The sequence below is a fragment of the Stenotrophomonas sp. STEN087 genome (assembly GCF_056759115.1).
Genome location: NZ_JBRRCR010000083.1, coordinates 1 through 19,403, shown reverse-complemented (window position 1 = coordinate 19,403; position 19,403 = coordinate 1). Strand labels below are relative to the sequence as shown.

The following is a 19,403-nucleotide window of genomic DNA, read 5'->3' as shown; positions in this document are numbered from 1 at the left end:
CCCGGCCACCCCCCCCCCCCGGCCGGCCGCGGTGCGCCCCCCGCGCGCCCGCCCCCCCCGCTCCCCCCCCCCCCCCCCCCCCCCCCCCCCGCCGGGCCCGCCCCGCCCGCCCGCCCCCCGGGCCGGGTAGCCGGCGCGGCAGGTACGGCGTCATGCGGGATTACGGCTCGTAGCGGATATCGGCGTCGACGCTGCTGCCGCCGGTCTTGCCGTCCTTGCCCAGGCTGATCAGCTCGTAGGCCTGGCCTTCGCCCGGCGCGCGGTATTCCAGCGCGTGGCCCCACGGGTCGTTCAGATCGGCAGGCTTGGCATACGGACCCAGCCAGCCACCGACACCGGCCGGCGAGGTCACCAGGTCATTGAGCGAACCGGGCAGCTTGCCGGTGTCGATCTGGTAGTTGTCGATCTTCGAGGCGACGGTCTGCACCTGCGCCTTGGCGATGTTCGCCTTGCCGCGGTCGGCGCCGCCGAGCACGCGGCTGGCGACCAGGGTCAGCACCGCGCCGATCAGCACGATGACGATGATGATTTCCAGCAGGCTCATGCCGGTCTGGTGGCGTGCGCTGGCGAAGGACAGGCGGATCGGGCGACGGGAAGCAAGCATGGTCGGTCCTTTCAGTTGCGGTGAGTCGGGGTTGCAGGGAAAGCCATCATCAACCGATGGCGTTGGTGAGGTCGTACAGCGGTACCAGCACGGCCACGATGACCGCGCCGACCACCGAGGCCAGCACCAGGGTGATGGCCGGCACCATCGCCGCCAGCAGGCGGTCGATGCGGCGGGCGCTGTCCTGTTCGAAGGTGTCGGCGGCCTTCAGCAGCATGGTGTCGAGCGCGCCGGATTCCTCGCCGACCTGGATCATCTGCAGGGCCAGGCGCGGGAAGCGCTTGCCGCGCGACAGCGCCAGCGACAGGCCAGCACCGTTCTTCACTTCGTCGGCGGCGGTGTCCAGGTCAGCGGCCAGCGCACGATTGCCCAGGACGTTGCGGGCAATGCCCAGCGCACCCAGCAGCGGCACGCCGTTGCGCAGCAGCGTACCGAGGGTGCGGGCCAGGCGCGCGGTTTCCAGTTCGCCCAGCAGGCGGCCGATGCCGCGGCGCTGCAGCAGCCAGCCATCCAGCGCCAGGCGCGCGGCGGGCTGGCGGAACTGGCGTTCCAGCAGCAGCGCCAGCACCGCCGGCACCACCAGCAGCAGGATCCACCAGTCACGCACGAACAGGCCCAGCTGCAGCACCGCGTTGGTGAACCACGGCAGCGCCACGTCCAGGCTTTCATACATCTGCGCGAACTGCGGCACCACGTAGCCAAGCAGGAACAGCAGCGCACCACCGACCACCACCAGCAGGATGGCCGGGTAGACCAGCGCGTTGACCACCTTGCCCTGCAGCGCGCGGCTGCGTTCAAGGTAATCGGCCAGGCGCTGCAGGGTCTCGTGCAGGCTGCCACCGGCTTCACCGGCGCGCACCATGTTCACGTACAGGCGCGAGAACAGGCCGTGTTGCCGTTCCAGCGCGGTCGACAGCGGCGCACCGCCGCGCACCACGTCGCGGATGTCGGTGATCGCGCGCCGCGAACGTTCGTCCTCGGGCAGGCCGAGCAGGATCGACAGCGCGCGGTCCAGCGGCTGGCCGGCGCCGAGCAGGGTCGACAGCTGCTGGGTGAACTGCAGCAGCGCCGCGCCCTGCAGCGGACGCGGGCGGAACAGGTTACCCAGGCTGCTGCCCCCTACCCCGCCACCCTCGGCGGCCAGGCGCGTTTCCATCGGCAGATGGCCCTGGTCCTGCAGGCGGGCGATCAGCTCGGCCTCGCTGGCCGCTTCCATCTGCCCGTCGAAGATTTCGCCGTGCGGATTCAGTGCCTTGTAACGATAGGTGGGCATGTCAGCGTCGATCTCCCGCGCGCATCAACCCTCCTCGGTCACGCGCAGGACTTCCTCGATGGTCGTCTGCCCGCTCAGGGCCTTGGACAGGCCGTCTTCGTACATGGTGCGCATGCCGGCCTCGCGGGCGATGCGTTCGATCTCGCCCATGCCGTCGCGACGCATCACCGCGCGCCGCAGCGCGTCGTTCATCACCAAGAATTCCATGATGGTGGTGCGGCCCAGGTAACCGGTCGGTGCCAGTGCCGAGGGCTTCGGACGGAACAGGTGGATCGGCCCCTGCGGCTGCAGGCGGCGCAGTTCGAAACGTTCGATCTCCTCCGGCGAGGCTTCGTAGCGCTCGGCGTGGGTGGGTTCCAGGCGGCGCACCAGGCGCTGGGCGAGGATGCCGTTGATGGTGGACGTGAGCAGGTAATCCTCCACGCCCATGTCGAGCAGGCGGGTGATGCCGCCGGCTGCGTTGTTGGTGTGCAGCGTGGACAGCACCAGGTGGCCGGTCAGCGCCGACTGGATGGCGATGCGCGCGGTTTCCAGGTCGCGCATTTCGCCGATCATGATGATGTCCGGATCCTGGCGCACGATGCTGCGCAGCGCGTTGGCGAAATCCAGGCCGATCTGCGGCTTGGCCTGGATCTGGTTGATGCCTTCGATCTGGTATTCGACCGGATCCTCGACCGTGATGATCTTGACGTCGGCGGTGTTGAGCTGGCTCAGCGCGGTGTACAGCGTGGTGGTCTTGCCCGAACCGGTCGGGCCGGTGACCAGCAGGATGCCGTGCGGCTGTTCCAGCACCTTGCGGAACTGCGGCAGGAACGCATCGGTGAAACCGAGCCGGTGGAAATCGAACACGACGGTCTCGCGGTCCAGCAGTCGCATCACCACGCTTTCGCCATGCGCGGTCGGCACGGTGCTTACGCGCAGGTCCAGTTCCTTGCCCTGCACGCGCAGCATGATGCGGCCGTCCTGCGGCAGGCGGCGCTCGGCGATGTTGAGCCGGGCCATGATCTTGATGCGGCTGATGACCGCGGCGGTGAGGTTGGCTGGCGGGCTTTCGCCTTCCACCAGCACGCCATCGACGCGGTAACGCACCTTCAGGCGGTTCTCGAAGGGTTCGACGTGGATGTCCGAGGCGCGCAGTTCCACCGCACGCTGGATCACCAGGTTGACCAGGCGGATGACCGGCGCTTCGGAAGCGAGGTCGCGCAGGTGTTCGATGTCATCGACCGCGCCGCCTTCGCCATCGGCGGTTTCCACGATGGCGCCCATCGCGCTGCGGCCCTGGCCGAACCAGCGCTCGACCAGGTCGTCGATCTCCGCGCGCATGCCCAGCACCGGGCTGACCGGCACGCCCAGCGCCAGCTGCACGGCCTGCTGCGGGTAGGCGTCGTGGGCATCGGCCAGCCACAGGCGTACGCCATGTTCATCCAGCGCCAGCGGGCAGACGTGGAACTGCTTGAGGAAACGCAGCGACAACGGCAGGCCTTCGGCCAGCGACTGCGGCGGTGCCTCGGGCAGCTGTTTCGCTTCCAGCAGCGGCAGGCCGAGCACGTCGGCGCTGGTCTGCGCCTGGTCACGTTCGGACACCAGCCCCAGCCGCACCAGCAGGCCCAGCAGGCTGCCACCGGCTTCGGCATGCAGCGGGCGTGCACGCGCCAGGTCCCCTTCCTTGAGGCGCCCGCGCGCCAGCAGCGCATCGAGGATGCGGCCTTCGGCGTCGTCGATGGCGGTGGCAGCGAGCGCGTTCACATGACTCTCCTGTCGATCCTCCCGACTTTAGCAGTTCAGCCCGGACTTCCGCTGCCTTGTGCGTGCAGGACCACGAAAGACGACGCCCGTCACCTTCCGGTAACGGGCGTCGTCAATTCACTTACGACATTGCGTGCAACCGTGGCCCTTACTGGGTGGCCAGGATGGTCACGCCGTTGAAGGCCGCTTCGCCCACCACCTTCACGTAGTAGGTGCCGGCCACCGGCTTGGCCACGCGCACGGTTTCGGTGTTGCCCGGACGGCTCGACTTGGCGTCGTTGTCGGTGGCGGTCGGCACGCGGCCCTGCGCCACGTACACCGAGACGTTACCGGTGCCACCGTAGGTCAGCACGCTCAGCTGCTTGCCGGCGACGGCTTCGAAGGTGTACACGGTCTCGCTGCCGGTCGCGCCGGCAACACCGGCGAGGGCCACCTTGTTGGTCAGCGGGATGCCTTCCGGTTCGCAGTTCTCGGTGCACGGTTCGGCCAGGGCCTTGGCCAGCGCGGCCTTGGCGTCGACGATGCCGGTGCCGATCGGGGTCGATGCCGGAATGGTGACCGGGAACGGACGCGCGGTTTCCTTCAGCAGCGTGCGCATCGCCGCCGGGGTCAGCGGATCCTTGCCACTGGCGATGAGCGCGCTCTGCACCAGTGCAGCGACGCCGGCCACGTGCGGCGAGGCCATCGAGGTACCGCCCATGCCCATGTAGCTGTAGGCGCCCGAATCGGGGGTGGTTGCCGCATCCGAACCGGCCTGCCAGATGAAACCACCCGGGTTGCCGTCCACGCTGCCGCCGCCGCCCGGACCGGACAGGTCCACGCGCGTACCGTAGTTGGAGTAGTAGGTGATGCCACCGGTGATGCGCGTCGCACCCACGGTCACCACGCCGTCGCAGCTGGCCGGGCGGTAGTTGGCGGCGTTGTCGGTGTCGTTGCCGGCGGCCACCACCACGGTGGTGCCACGCGAGATCGCGCCGCTGATCGCATCCTGGTAGGCGCCTGCGCAGGCACCGCTGCCGCCCAGGCTCATGTTGATGATTTCAGCCGGATTGGTGTTGGCGGGAATGCCGGCGACGGTGCCACCGGACGCCCAGGTGATCGCGTCGGTGATGTCGGAGAGGTAGCCACCGCACTTGCCGAGCACGCGCACCGGCAGGACCTTGGCCTTGTGTGCGACACCGGCCATGCCGACGCCGTTGTTGGTCTGCTCGGCGACGGTGCCCGCCACGTGGGTACCGTGCCAGGAGCTGTCTTCCGGCTGCGAGCCGTTGTAGCACTCGTTGGCGTTCTCGACCCAGTCACCGTAGTCCTGTGCACCCGGCACGCGGTCGTCGGTGGCACGGCGCGAGGTCTCGGCGTCGCTGATGAAGTCGTAGCCCGGCAGCAGGTTGCCGACCAGGTCCGGGTGCTGCGGCAGGATGCCGGTATCGAGCACGGCAACGACCACGCCCTCGCCCTGCGAGACGTCCCACGCCGACGGCGCGTTGATGCCACCGGTCGGGTTGCTCAGGTGCCACTGGTACTGCGCGTAGTAGGGATCGTTCGGCACCAGGGCCGGCTTCACGTCGCCCGCGCGCAGCTCGGTGCGGCGCAGCTTGACGTCGGCTTCGGCGTACTTGACCGACGGATCGGCCTTGAGCTCCTTCAGCACGCGCTGCAGTTCCGCCGGGGCCAGGCGGCCCTTCAGGCGGATCACGTCGGCGCCGATGCCGAGCTTGCGCACCACCTGCGGGCCCATCGCGCTGGCGCGGCTGGTGCCACCGGACAGGCTGGCGCGGGTGAGTGCGGACTGTACGGTGGACAGCTTGGCCGAGCGGTCGCTGGCGGCCAGGGTGCCCTTCTCATACATCACGATGATGCGGTCGGTGCCCGCTTCGGCGGTGCTGGCCTGGCGCACCGGCTCGCGGGTCGGCAGGCCGGCAGCGTGGACCGCGCCTGCGGCGGTCACCGACAGCAGGGCGGCGGCAAGCACGTTGATGCGAAGGTTCTGCTTATTGATCACGTCACATTCCTCTTCTGGGTCATGGTTGGATCCAACACTGCGGCCATCAATCCTTGACGGATCCCGGCTGGCCGAGCCGGGGTTGCCGAGACCTCCCCTCAGGCCCTGTAGCAGAAGCAGCGCCGGCGGCGTGACCGCCGGCGCGTTGTTGCCTTACCAACCGAAGCCGGCACCGACGCCGACCGAGGCGTCGTCACTGCTGAACGCACCGCCGAGGGTGACCGTGGCGCGATCGCTGATCGCACGCTGGTAGCCCAGCGACATCGCCGATTCGCCGCCCTGGAAACCGATGCCGACGCCGACCCGGTTCTGGGTGCGGATGCCGGCGGCACTGGTGGCCATGTTGAGCATGGCCGCGCTCATCGCGCCCTGGCGGTCGATGCGGCGATCCATGTGGCGCAGGCGGCCATCCACTTCGCCCTTGAACACATCGAAGCTGTCGGCGACGGCCTGCACGCGGCTGTCGGTGTAGCTGTTGGCGGTGGTGATGCCGCGGTCCAGCTGGCCCTTGTTCACCGCGTCGGTGGCCGCGGTACCTGCGGCCACGTTGGTGACCTGGCGTTCGTTGCCTTCGCTGCCCACCGACACCGTGTTGGCGCGGTCGGCGACCGAGCCCTGGCCCAGTGCAACCGCGTTGGCGGCGGTGGCCGATGCGCCCTGGCCGATGGCCGTGGACGAAGCGCCGCTGGCGACGGCGCCGTCACCCATGGCGACTGCATTGGCACCGACGGCCGGCTGCGCCGCCGTGGCACCTTCGACGCTGGGCTTGGCCACCACGTTCGACCGCGAGGCCACTGCATCGGCCTCGGCCACGGTGGCGACCTGGGCGGTGCTCGCCTGCACGCTGGCGCTGCGCAGGCTGGCCGTTGCCGTGCGGCTGGTGCCACCGGCAGTGCGCTGGTCAAGCTCGCTCACCTTCCTGTCCAGTGCGCCCAGTGCGTCGCCGACATTGCTGTAGGTCGAGCCCTGGATGACGTAGTTCGGCGCGATGAACACCCCCTGCATGCCGACGCTGGCACCGCCGCCAAGGATGCTGGCGGCATCGCTGAGCGACTGGAACAGCTGGCCGCCGTTGATCGCCTGGCGGCTGCCGGACGCGATGCTGCCGGCGCCGACGTTGTTGATGACGGTGCCTTCGATGCCGGACAGGGTCAGCTGGTCGCGGCTGGCATCGTCGTAGGCCACCGCGTTGGCCGAGGTGGACTCCACCGTGGCGATGCGCGAGTCGAAATCACCGACGCGGGTTTCGACCGCACCCACACGCTGGTTGGTGACGTTGAGCTGCGAACCGGTGACCGCGTCGCTGCTGCCGGCGGCGATGCGGCCATCGGCCACGTTGACGATGCGGCGGGTGGCTGGACCATCGGTGCCGTTGCCGCCACCGACCGAGACCACGTTGGCCTCCACCGCACGCGCGCCGGCACCCAGGGCCACCGAGTTGTTGCCGCTGACCGCGCTGTTGGCACCCAGCGCCAGCGATGCATTGCCGATGGCGTTGGCGCTGCTGCCCACGGCATTGCTGCGGTTGCCGCTGGCAGTCGCGCCCGAACCCACGGCCACGGCATCGGTGCCGCTGGCGGTAGCCACGCCACTGCCATTGGCCTTGAAGCGCTGGCCGACCGCATCGGCGGTAGCGGCCACAGCGTCGAGCTGGCCCTTGTTCACCGCATCGGTGGTTTCAGTACCGGCGGCCACGTTGGTGATCTGCCGCTGCGCGGCCGCGTTGCCCACCGACACCGTATTGGCGCGGTCGGCCTGCGAGCCGTTGCCGAGCGCGACGCTGTTGGCCGCACTGGCGGTGCTGTTGGCACCCAGCGCGGTGGCATCGGTCGCGTCGGCCCAGGCGTTCCAGCCGATGGCGCTGGCGTAGTCGCTGGTCGCCCAGGCGCCGGCACCGAAGGCCGCCGCGCCGGTACCGCTGGCACGCGCCGGGATCAGGCCGAAGTAGGTGCTGCCACCGATGGCCACGCTTTCATCACCCGTGGCTTCGCTGGACTGGCCCATCGCCACCGCGTTGGCACCGGCCGCGGCAGCACCGAAGCCGACCGCAGTGGTGTTGGCGCCGGTGGCCGCCGAGCCATAGCCCAGTGCGGTGCCGAGGCGGCCGCTGGCTTCGCTGTAACCACCGACGGCGGTGGTGCCATCGGCGGTGGCGGAGGCGCGGAAGCCACTGGCCAGCGACTGCGCGCCGCTGGCGATGGCTTCGGCACCGTTGGCCGTGCTGTAGACACCCGTGGCCTGCGCCGCGTTGCCGGTGGCGGTGCTGCTGATCTCGCTGGCCACCGCGCCGCTGCCGTAGGCCGCACTGTTCTCGCCGGTGGCCTGCGCCTCGTTGCCGACGGCCGCGGCATTGGCGCCGGTGGCCAGGCTGTTGAAGCCGACCGCTGTGGCATTTTCAGCCAGGGCGGTGGCGCCGCTGCCCAGCGCGGAGGCGCCGTTGCCGATGGCGTTGGAGGCTTCACCCGCAGCCAGTGCGTTGTCGCCTTCCACATAGGCACCGGCATCGCTGTCGGCGCTGCCACTGGCTTGCACGTACTTGCTGGTCTGTTCAGCAGTAGCAGCCACGGCATCCAGCTGGTTCTTGTTCACCGCATCGGTGCCTTCGGTACCCGCTGCCACATGGGTGACCTGGCGTTCGCCGCCCTCGCTGCCGACGGCCACCGTGTTGTCACGGTCGGCCGTGGAGCCTGCGCCCAGCGCGACACTGTTGATGCCGTTGGCGGTGGCACCGGCACCGAGCGCGGTGGACTGCACTGCGCCGGCCCACGAGTTCCAGCCGATGGCGGTGGCGTAATCGTCGGTCGCCCAGGCACCGGCACCGAAGGCCGCCGCACCGTAACCGCTGGCACGCGCCGGGATCAGCCCGAAGAAGGTGCTGCCGCCGATGGCCACGCTTTCATCGCCCGTGGCTTCGCTGGAATCACCCATGGCCACGGAGCTGGCGCCGCTGGCGGTGGCGAACACGCCGGCCGCGGTGCTGTTGGCACCACTGGCCAAGGTGCCGTAACCCAGCGCGGAGCCGAGGCGACCGCTGGCTTCGCTGTAGCCGCCGACGGCGGTGGTGCCATCGGCCGAGGCCGAGGCACGGAAGCCGCTGGCCAGTGACTGCGCGCCGCTGGCGATGGCTTCGGCACCGTTGGCGGTGCTGTAGACCGCCGTGGCCTGCGCGCCGGCACCGGTGGCGGTGCTGCTGGTTTCGCTGGCGACCGCACCACTGCCGAAGGCGGCGCTGTCTTCGCCGGTGGCCTGGGCGTTGTTGCCGATCGCCGCGGCGTTGCCGCCGGTCGCCAGGCTGTTGAAGCCAACCGCGGTGGCGTTGGCCGCCACTGCGGTGGCACCACTGCCGAGCGCGGTGGCACCGTCGCCGATGGCATTGGCGGCCTCACCGGCGGCCAGTGCGTTGTCGCCTTCCACATAGGCGCCGGCATCGCTGTCGTCGCTGCCGCTGGCCTGGAAGTACTTGCTGGTGTTCTCCGCAGTGGCGGCGACGGCATCCAGCTGGTCCTTGTTCACCGCATCGGTGCCTTCGGTGCCGGCCGCGACGTTGGTGATCTGGCGGGTATTGCCAGCACCGCCGACCGAGACCGTGTTGTCGCGGTCTGCAATCGAGTCGGCACCCAGGGCCACGCTGTTGGCGCCCTGTGCTTCGGCGGCGTTGCCCAGTGCCGTAGCGTTGGTGCCCGGTGCCCAGGCACCACCACCAACCGCAGTGGAGTAATCACCCGACGCTTCGGTGGCGAGCAGGCCGAACAGCGAACCACCGATGGCCACGCTGTTCACGCCAGTGGCCAGGCTGCCCTGGCCGGTGGCCGTGGCATAGGCACCGGAGGCTTCCGAATCGCCACCGAGCGCCACGCTGTTGGAACCGGAGGCGTTGGCGAAGTTGCCGAACGCGGTGGCGTTGAAGGCCGACGCGTTGGCATAGCCGCCGATGGCGGTGCTGTAGCCGCCGGTGGCTTCGGCACCGATGCCGAACGCCGCCGAAGCGGAACCGCTGGCGACGCTCTCGCTGCCGACCGCGGTGGCGGCTTCGCCGCTGGCGCTGCTGAAATAGCCCACTGCCACGGCTTCCTCACCGCTGGCTTCGGACAGCACGCCGGTAGCGGTGCTGCCAGCACCGCTGGACACGGCCGCAGCACCGAAGGCGGCACTTTGCTCGCCGCTGGCTTCGCTTTCCGCACCCTGCGCGGTGGCGTACTCGCCGGTGGCCTGCGCGTTGGCGCCGATGGCGCTGGCGTTGTCCGCCGTGGCCAGGGCATTGAAGCCGATCGCCTGCGCGTTGGTGCCGATGGCATTGGCACCGCTGCCCAGTGCGATGGCGCCGTCACCGATGGCATTGGCGGCTTCGCCGGCGGCCAAGGCATTGTCGCCTTCCACGTAGGCGCCGGCATCGCTGTCGTCGCTGCCGCTGGCCTGGAAGAACTTGTTTCCGGTGCCTGCGCTGGCGGCCACGGCATCCAGCTGGGCCTTGTTCACTGCATCGGTGGCCTGGGTGCCTGCGGCGACGTTGGTGACCTGGCGTTCGCTGCCGGCGCTGCCGACCGACACGCTGCGGTCGCGGTCAGCCACCGAGCCTGGGCCGAGAGCCACGGCATTGTTGCCGTTGGCGGTGCTGCCGGCACCGAGCGCGATGGCGCTTTCGCCACCGGCAACCGTGTTCGTGCCCACCGCGATGCTGTTGACGCTGTTGCCAAGTGCCTGGAAGCCCAGCGCCAGGCTGTAATCGCCGTAGCTGAAGGCACCGCGGCCGACGGCGGTCGAGCTGACACCGTTGGCCCAGCTGTTGTAGCCGATGGAGGTCGCGCCGTTGGCACTGGCCCAGGCCGCCGGGCCGAAGGCCGAGGCGTTGGTACCGGTCGCCCACGCACCTGCACCGAAGGCGGTCGCGCCTTCCTCGCTGGCGGTGCTGTAACCACCGACGGCGGTGCTGTCATCGGCCTTGGCGAAGGCGCTGTCACCGATGGCGACGGCATAGCTGCCGGTGGCGCGCGACTTGCCGCCCGCGGCGAAGCTGTTGTCACCGGTCGCCTGCGCGGCATTGCCGAAGGCGCTGCTGCTGGTGCCGGTGGCCTGCGCGGCGTTGCCCACCGCAGTGGAACCGGCCGAGGCGGTGGTGCCGACCTGCACCGGATTGCCTTCGTCATCCAGCAGCGGCTGGTTGTACTCGTCGTACGCCTGGCCGAGGCCACCGATGGCGACGGCACCGTCGCCGTCGGCGAAAGTGTTGCGGCCCAGGGCCACGGTGTCGGCGCCGATGGCACCGGCACCTGCGCCCTGCGCAAGCGCGCCTGCGCCGATCGCATTGCTGGCCGAACCCGCAGCCACCGCACCTTCGCCTTCGGCGTAGGCGCCGGCATCGCTGCCCTCCTCACCCTGCGCCTGGAAGAAGCGCGCGGTGGTGTCTGCGGTGCCGGCCACTGCATCGAGCTGGGCCTTGTTCACCGCATCGGTGTCTTCGGTACCCGCGGCCACGCTGGTGATCTGGCGTTCGTTGCCAGTACTGCCGACAGCCACGCTGTTGTCACGGCTGGCCTGCGAGCCTGCACCCAGGGCAACGGAGTTGCTGCCGGTGGCGCTGCTGTTGGCACCCAGTGCGGTGGCGGTGGCACCCGATGCGGCACTGTTGCCGCCGACAGCAACGCTGTCCTGGCTGTTGCCGCGTGCCTGCACGCCGACCGCGACGCTGTTGCTGCCGGTGCCGAACGCACCCTGGCCGACCGCCGTTGCCCCTTCGCCGCTGGCCCAGCTGTCCGCACCGATCGCAGTGGCATCGCTGGCGCTGGCCCAGGCCGCCTGGCCGACGGCCGAGGCGTTGCTGCCCGTGGCCCAGGCGCTGGCACCGTAGGCGGAGGCGCCGTCGGCACTGGCGCTGCTGTAGCTGCCGACCGCGCTGCTGTCGTTGCCGGTGGCCGATGCGCTGGCACCTACGGCGACCGCACGGTCACCCACGGCCTGCGCGTTGCCGCCGGCTGCGACGGCACCCTCGCCTTCGGCGGTGGCACCGGCATCGCTGCCGCTTTCCGGCTGCGCCTGGAACAGGTGCGCAGTGGCATCGGCGGTGCTGGCCACCGCATCGAGCTGGCCCTTGTTCACCGCATCGGTGTCTTCGGTACCGGCGGCCACGTTGGTGATCTGGCGATCGTTGCCTTCGCTGCCGACGGCCACGCTGTTGTCGCGCACCGCTTCGGAGTTGGCACCGAGGGCGACGCTGTTGGCGCCACGCGCGGTGGCGTAGTAGCCCACGGCGGTGCTCTGCGCACCGCTGGCCCAGGTCTGCGCACCCAGCGCACTGGCGTTCTCGCCCGGCGCATAGGCGAAGTAGCCCACCGCCGTCGATTCGGCGCCGGAGGCTTCGGTCAGGCTGCCGTTGGCCACGGCGTAATCGCCGCTGGCGATGGCACCGGCACCGACGGCCGTGGCGGCTTCGCCGCTGGCCTGGGTCTGCACGAAGAAGCCCAGGCCCGGGATCAGGTCGGCCGGGCCACCGATGGCCACGCTGCTGGTGCCGGTGGCGTTGCTCTGCGTGCCCAGCGCGGTGGAGTAGTCACCCACTGCATTGGCTACCGCACCGAAGGCCGAGGACTGCGCGCCGGCGGCATAGGCGCCGACACCGTAGGACGAGGCGGCAAAACCGCTGGCTTCGGCGCTGGCACCGACGGCGGTACCACCGACACCAGCACTGGTGGCGCCGGTTTCCACCGGCACGCCACCGCTGGTGATCAGCGGGTTGCCGTCTTCATCGACGGCGGCGCCACCGACGGCGACGCTGCCCGGGCCGGCGGCCTGTGCGTTGTTGCCGAAGGCGGCACTGTTCCGGCCACTGGCCAGTGCGTTGTAGCCCACGGCCGTAGCGTTCTGGGCGACGGCGGTCGCGCCGGCACCGACAGCGGTGGCGCCGTTGCCGATGGCATTGGCGGCCTCGCCGGCAGCGAGGGCGTCGTCACCGTCGGCCAGTGCACCGGCATCGCTGTTGCTGCTGCCGGTGGCCTGGAAGCGCTTGGCAGTGGTATCGGCGACTGCAGCCACGTCCTTCAGCTGGCCGACGTTGACCGCATCGGTGTCTTCGGTGCCTGCGGCGACATGGGTCACCTGGCGTTCGTTGCCATCGCTGCCCACGGCCACAGTGTTGTCACGGTCGGCCTGCGAGGCCGCGCCGAGGGCAACGCTGTTGCTGCCGTTGGCGGTGGCGCTGGCACCGAGCGCGGTGGACTGCGCGCCGTCGGCCCAGGCGTTCCAGCCGATCGCGGTTGCATAGTCTTCGGTGGCCCATGCGCCGGCACCATAGGCCGATGCACCGTAGCCGCTGGCGCGCGAGGTGATCAGGCCGAAGTAGGTGCTGCCGCCGATGGCCACGCTCTCGTCGCCGGTCGCTTCGCTGGCTTCACCGACGGCGACGGCGCCGGCACCGGTGGCCGTGGCGAACACGCCCGCAGCAGTGCTGTTGGCGCCGCTGGCGACGGTGCCATAACCCAGTGCCGAACCGAGGCGGCCGCTGGCTTCGCTGTAACCGCCGACGGCGGTGGCGCCGTCGGCCGAAGCCGCCGCGCGGAAGCCGCTGGACAGCGACTGCGCGCCGCTGGCAACAGCTTCGGCACCGTTGGCGGTGCTGTAGACCGCCGTGGCCTGCGCACCGGCGCCGGTCGCGGTGGTGCTGGTTTCACTGGCCACCGCACCGCTGCCCAGCGCGGCGCTGTCGCTGCCGCTGGCCTGTGCGTTGGTGCCCACGGCCGAGGCGTTCTCGCCGGTAGCCAGGCTGTTGTAGCCGACCGCCGTGGCCTGCGCGGCGATGGCCACGGCACCGCCGCCAAGCGCGGTGGCACCATCGCCGATGGCGTTGGCTGCTTCACCGGCGGCGAGCGCGCTGTCGCCCTCGGCCAGGGCGCCGGCGTCGCTGTCGTCGCTGCCACTGGCCTGGAAGTATTTGCGGGTGTTCTCCGCGGTCGCGGCGACCTCGTCCAGCTGGTCCTTGTTCACCGCGTCGGTGCCTTCGGTACCGGCAGCGACGTTGGTGATCTGGCGGGTGTTGCCGGCGCCACCGACCGAGACGGTGTTGTCGCGCTCGGCGATCGAATCGGCACCCAGCGCGACGCTGTTGGCGCCCTGTGCTTCGGCGGCGTTGCCCAATGCGGTGGCATTGGTGCCCGGTGCCCACGCGCCGCCACCGACGGCGGTGGAGTAATCGCCCGAAGCTTCGGTCGGCAGCAGGCCGAACAGCGCGCCACCCACGGCCACCGAGTTGGTGCCGGTGGCGAGGCTGCCCTGGCCGGTGGCGGTGCTGTAGGCGCCGCTGGCTTCGGCATCGCCGCCGACGGCCACGCTGTTGGAACCGCTCGCGTTGGCGGCGTTGCCGACCGCGGTTGCGTTGAAGGCCGAGGCGTTGGACAGGCCGCCCAGAGCGGTGCTGTAACCGCCGCTGGCTTCGGCACCGACGCCGAAGCTGGCCGATGCGGTGCCGCTGGCGGTGCTGCCAGCGCCGACGCTGGTGCTGCCGCTGCCCGAGGCCTGCGACTGCGCGCCGATGGCGGTGGCGCTGTCAGCGGTCGCCTGTGCGTTGTGGCCCAGCGCCGTGGTGTCGTCGCCATCGGCGGTGGCCGATGCGCCAGCGGCCAGTGCGCCTTCGCCATCGATCTGCGCGGCGTCGCTGTCATCGCCCGCACCATCGGCCTTGAAGTAGCGGCGGCCCTGCGCGGTGACGGTGGCCAGTGCGGCCTGGGTGGCCTGCGCCTGCGCATCGAGCTGCGCGCGGTTGACCGCATCGGTGGCCGCCGTACCTGCGGCCACGTTGGTGATCTGTCGTTCGCTGCCGGTTGCGCCCACCGACACGGTGTTGGCGCGGTTGGCAGTGGAGCCGGCACCCAACGCGACGCTGTTGGCGGCGCTGGCAGTGCTGCCGGTGCCCACGGCCACCGCGTTGCGGCCGCTGGCGTTGGCGCTGCCGTCGACCACGCACTGGTCGATCAAGCTGCTGCTGAGGGTCACGCAGTTGGCGTTGCCGCCCACTTCCACCGACTGTGCGGCGGCGAGGCCGGAGCCTGCCAGTCCCATGGCCAGGGCAAGCGCTGCGGCCAGGGTCACCGGCCGGACGTGGTCGGCATCGCGGCGCTGGTCGACGACCCCACCGCGGGTTTCGGAAGAGGCCAGTTCCGAGGCCACCACCAACTGACCCAACGCTTTGTTCCAGACCTTGCGATAAATCCGATTCATCGGTACGGCTCCTGATTTTTTGGACTGGTTTTAGGCAAAGCAACGCCATCGCCGGACCTTCTGGTCCAACGTCCCCCAAGGGCGTTATTCGCGTGATTTACTGCGGGTATTGCCGAACGCCGCGCAGCGACAGAAAACCGGGCGCAGAGCGACGTGCGGTTACTGCGGTATGAACAGATTTGAAACAGGGGCCAAGTGTTAACGTGAACTTTCCGGGTCGTCAAGACTTTGACGCAGAAAATGCAATTGCCGTGAACCAGTTCACCTTTTCGCCTATTTATTCGGCGATTTTGTTACTTGCACGTGACGAAATGTCGGCGTCATGTAAATGCATGTAACTGATGGCTGCGGCAGGATTTTCTGCCCGCATAAAGAAAAACCCGACAGTCGCCTGCCGGGTTTTCCGTACTTCATCGCATTGCAGCCTGCGCGGCGGATGCGCGGTCAGCCGCACCACACCCGCGCGTTGCGGAACATGCGCATCCACGGCGAATCACCCTGCCACTCGGCCGGGGCCCAGCTCAGGTTGAGCGCACGCGGCGTGCGTTCCGGGTGCGGCATCATGATGGTGACGCGACCGTCGGTACTGGTCAGGCCGGTGATGCCGTCCGGCGAACCGTTCGGGTTCAGCGGGTACTGGCTGGCGACGTTGCCGTTGCCGTCGACGTAGCGCAGCGCCACGCGCGCGGTGGCCTGGTCCACGGCGTTGTCGAACACGGCCTGGCCTTCGCCATGCGCCACCGCCACCTGCAGGCGCGAACCGGCCATGCCACGCAGCAGGATCGACGGCGACTCCACCACTTCCAGCAGCGCGGTGCGGGCTTCGAACTGCTCGCTGGCGTTGCGGCGGAACTGCGGCCAGTGCTCGGCACCGGGGATGATGTCCTTCAGCTGGCTCATCATCTGGCAGCCGTTGCACACGCCCAGGGCGAAGCTGTCCTCGCGGGCGAAGAACGCGGCGAAGGCATCACGCAGCGCGCTGCGCTCGAGGATCGAGGTCGCCCAGCCACGACCGGCACCGAGCACGTCGCCGTAGCTGAAGCCGCCACAGGCCACCAGGCCGGTGAACTCCTGCAGGGCGACGCGGCCTTCGATGAGGTCGCTCATGTGCACGTCGTAGGCGCGGAAGCCGGCACGTTCGAAGGCGTTGGCCATTTCGATCTGGCCGTTGACGCCCTGTTCGCGCAGCACGGCCACGCGCGGACGCGCACCGGTGCTGATGAACGGCGCGGCCACGTCTTCGTTGAGGTCGAAGCTCAGCTTCGGCTTCAGGCCCGGCGCATTGAACGCACGCGCCACCTCGCGCTCGGCATCGGCGTTGGCCGGATTGTCGCGGCGCTTCTGCATCGCGTGGGTGACCGACCACCAGGCGTCGAACAGCGCTTCCCAGCGCCATTCGGCCAGGTTCTCGCCGCCCAGCGACACGCGCACCACCGGTGCGGTGGTCGGCTTGGCGATGCGCTGCGCGCACTCGATCAGTGCATGGCGCTCGACCAGGTCGGCGAAGGCCGCACGGTCTTCGCGGGCGATCTGCACCACCGCACCCAGTTCTTCGTTGAACAGGCTGCGGAACGGATCATCGCCCCAGGCATCGAGGGTGATGTCCAGGCCAAGGCGCGAGGTGAAGGCCATTTCGCACAGCGCGGCGAAGGCACCACCGTCGCTGCGGTCGTGGTAGGCCAGCAGCAGACCGGCCTGGCGCGCATCGCGGATCAGTTCGAAGAAACCACGCAGGCGCTGCGGGTCATCCAGGTCCGGGGCAGCACCGGCGAAGGCCGGCAGGTCGCCGTGGTCGGCATGCACCTGGGCCAGGATCGAACCGCCCAGGCGCTGCTTGCCGGCACCGAGGCCGATCAGCCACAGCTCGCTGTCCACGTCGCGGTCGAGCAGCGGGGTCAGCTGCTGGCGCACGTCGGCCACCGGCGCGAATGCCGAGATGACCAGCGACACCGGCGACACGCTCTTGTGCGCTTCGCCCTGGTCGTGCCACTGCGCCTGCATCGACAGCGAGTCCTTGCCCACCGGAATGCTGATGTCCAGCTGCGGGCACAGTTCCATGCCCACGGCCTTCACCGCGTCGTACAGCAGCGCGTCTTCGCCCGGGTGGCCGGCAGCGGCCATCCAGTTCGCCGACAGCTTGATTTCATCCAGTGCATCGACCGGGGCCGCGCACAGGTTGGTCAGCGCTTCGCCCACGGCCATGCGTGCCGAAGCCGCGGCATCGAGCAGGGCCAGCGGGGTGCGCTCGCCCAGCGACATGGCTTCGCCGGCCACGCCGTCGAAGTCGGCCAGGGTGATGGCCACATCGGCCACCGGCAGCTGCCACGGGCCGACCATCTGCTCGCGCGCGGTCAGGCCACCGACGCTGCGGTCACCGATGGTGACCAGGAAGTTCTTCGAGGCCACGGTCGGGTGCGCGAGCACGCGCAGGCCGGCTTCCTGCAGGTCCAGGCCACCGGTCTTCAGCGCCGGCCAGCGCGGGGCCGGCGGGTGTGCGGTGTCGCGATGCATCTTCGGCGGCTTGCCGAACAGCACGTCCATCGGCAGGTCGATCGGCGCATCGGCCGGGGTGTGGCCCGGCACGGCGCCGTAGGCCACGACCAGGTGTTCTTCGGCGGTGGCCACGCCGACGGCAGCGAACGGGCAACGCTCACGCGCGCACAGCGCGGCGAACTCGGCCAGGCGTTCCTGGGCCACGCCCAGCACGTAGCGTTCCTGCGATTCGTTGCACCACAGCTGCATCGGCGACAGCGACGGATCGTCGGTGGGCACCTTGCCCAGATCGATGACGCCGCCGACATTCGAGTCGTGCAGCAGTTCGGGGATGGCATTGGACAGGCCACCGGCACCGACGTCGTGGAAGAACTTGATCGGGTTGTTGGCGCCCATCGCCACGCAGCGGTCGATGACCTCCTGGCAGCGGCGTTCCATTTCCGGGTTGTCGCGCTGCACGCTGGCGAAGTCCAGGTCCTCGGCGCTTTCGCCGGAGGCCACCGAACTGGCGGCACCGCCACCGAGGCCGATCAGCATCGCCGGGCCACCGAGCACGATGACCGCATCACCGGCCTGCAGCTGGATCTTGTCGACCTGGATGCGGTCGATCGCGCCCAGGCCACCGGCCAGCATGATCGGCTTGTCGTAGGCGCGGACCAGATCGGCGCCTTCAGGCAGCTCGAAGCTGCGGAAGTAGCCGAGCAGGTTCGGGCGGCCGAACTCGTTGTTGAACGCGGCGCCGCCGAGCGGGCCGTCGGTCATGATTTCCAGCGCCGGTGCCATGCGCGGGTTCAGCGCGCGCGGCGCTTCCCACGGCTGCGGCAGCTCGGGAATGCGCAGGTGCGAGACCGAGAAACCGGACAGGCCGGCCTTCGGCTTGCCACCGCGGCCGGTCGCACCCTCGTCGCGGATCTCGCCACCGTTGCCGGTGGAAGCGCCCGGGAACGGCGCGATCGCGGTCGGGTGGTTGTGCGTTTCCACCTTGATCTGGAAGGCGCTGGGCACCTGCGGTTCGCGGCGGTACTCGCCACTGGCCGGATCGGGGCGGTAGCGCGAGGCCGGGTGGCCTTCGATCACCGCGGCATTGTCGCTGTACGCGCTGAGCGTGTGCTGCGGGGTCTGCTGGTGGGTGTTTTTGATCATCCGGAACAGCGAACGGTCCTGTTCCTGGCCGTCGATGGTCCAGCTGGCGTTGAAGATCTTGTGGCGGCAGTGCTCGGAATTGGCCTGCGCGAACATCATCAGTTCGACATCGGACGGCGAGCGGCCCAGCGCGGTGAAGCGTTCGCGCAGGTAGTCGATCTCGTCCTGGGCCATGGCCAGGCCGAGGCGCTGGTTGGCGGCCTCAAGCTGGTCCACTGGCACGCGTTCCAGTTCACCCCGCGCCGGGGTGGTGAACAGCGCCTGGCCCTGGTCGACGGTGTCCAGCACCGACTGGGTCATCGGGTCATGCAGGGCCTTGACCAGCGCCTGCTGGGCGGCGGCCTCGGTCGGCCAGCCCTGCACGTCGATGCGCAGGCCGCGCTCGACCCGGCTGACCGGCTGGCCGGCACCGCGGACCAGTTCGGTGGCCTTGCTGGACCAGGGCGACAGGGTGCCCAGGCGGGGCACGACGATGCGGCTGACGGCGCCGTCGGCGATGGCCTCGGCCTGCGGCTGGGCTTCCAGGATGCGGCACAGGGTGGCCACGTCGGGGGCGGCCGTGCCTTCGGGCTGGACGAAGTAGACGTGCCAGGCACCGCTGATGCGCAGGGAGGGAGCGATGGACTGCAGGCGGGATTCAAGGCGTTCGCGGCGGAACAGCGACAGGGCGGGCGCGCCCTCGAGGACCATCATGTCCGGGGAACCGTAGTTGGGAAACGGGCCCGACATTGTACCGGAACCGGGGGGAGGGCTTTGGCCGGGCGGCGCCCGGCACCCGCAGAGGCCAGGGCAACCGCCAGAGCAGAAGCAACAGCGGGTTTCCTGGGAGATGGCGGGGGGGGGGGGGGGGGGGGGGGGGGCGGCCGCACCCCCACCCGGGGGGGGGGGGGGGGGCGCGCCACGCAGGGCCGGGAGCGGCGGGCCCCCCCCCCCCCCCC

General features: G+C 70.0%; 6 protein-coding genes and 1 pseudogene. All 7 read right to left on the bottom strand.

The window, feature by feature from the left end; translation table 11 throughout:
* Nucleotides 1-160: 160 nt before the first annotated feature.
* Nucleotides 161-604, bottom strand: a complete 444-nt coding sequence (gene gspG / locus ACVOK1_RS17125; RefSeq protein ID WP_108767681.1) for a type II secretion system major pseudopilin GspG — start codon at nt 602-604, stop codon at nt 161-163.
* Nucleotides 605-653: 49 nt separating this feature from the next.
* Nucleotides 654-1,877, bottom strand: coding sequence for a type II secretion system protein XpsF (gene xpsF, locus ACVOK1_RS17120; RefSeq protein ID WP_481562757.1), 1,224 nt, complete (start codon nt 1,875-1,877; stop codon nt 654-656).
* A gap of 24 nt (nt 1,878-1,901) precedes the next feature.
* Nucleotides 1,902-3,623, bottom strand: a complete 1,722-nt coding sequence (gene gspE, locus ACVOK1_RS17115) for a type II secretion system ATPase GspE (RefSeq protein ID WP_116864295.1) — start codon at nt 3,621-3,623, stop codon at nt 1,902-1,904.
* A gap of 148 nt (nt 3,624-3,771) precedes the next feature.
* Entirely contained in the window at nt 3,772-5,625 is a 1,854-nt protein-coding gene (locus ACVOK1_RS17110; RefSeq protein WP_108767678.1) for a S8 family peptidase, read from the bottom strand.
* A gap of 153 nt (nt 5,626-5,778) precedes the next feature.
* Nucleotides 5,779-13,293, bottom strand: a complete 7,515-nt coding sequence (locus tag ACVOK1_RS17105) for an ESPR-type extended signal peptide-containing protein (RefSeq protein WP_481562758.1) — start codon at nt 13,291-13,293, stop codon at nt 5,779-5,781.
* A 36-nt stretch (nt 13,294-13,329) separates the two neighbouring features.
* A pseudogene (locus ACVOK1_RS17100) lies at nt 13,330-14,829 on the bottom strand (ESPR-type extended signal peptide-containing protein); the annotation flags it as partial.
* A 444-nt stretch (nt 14,830-15,273) separates the two neighbouring features.
* The gene (purL, locus tag ACVOK1_RS17095) at nt 15,274-19,158 is read right to left on the bottom strand and encodes a phosphoribosylformylglycinamidine synthase (protein WP_200752806.1); all 3,885 of its coding nucleotides are present in this window, start codon (nt 19,156-19,158) and stop codon (nt 15,274-15,276) included.
* Nucleotides 19,159-19,403: the final 245 nt, after the last annotated feature.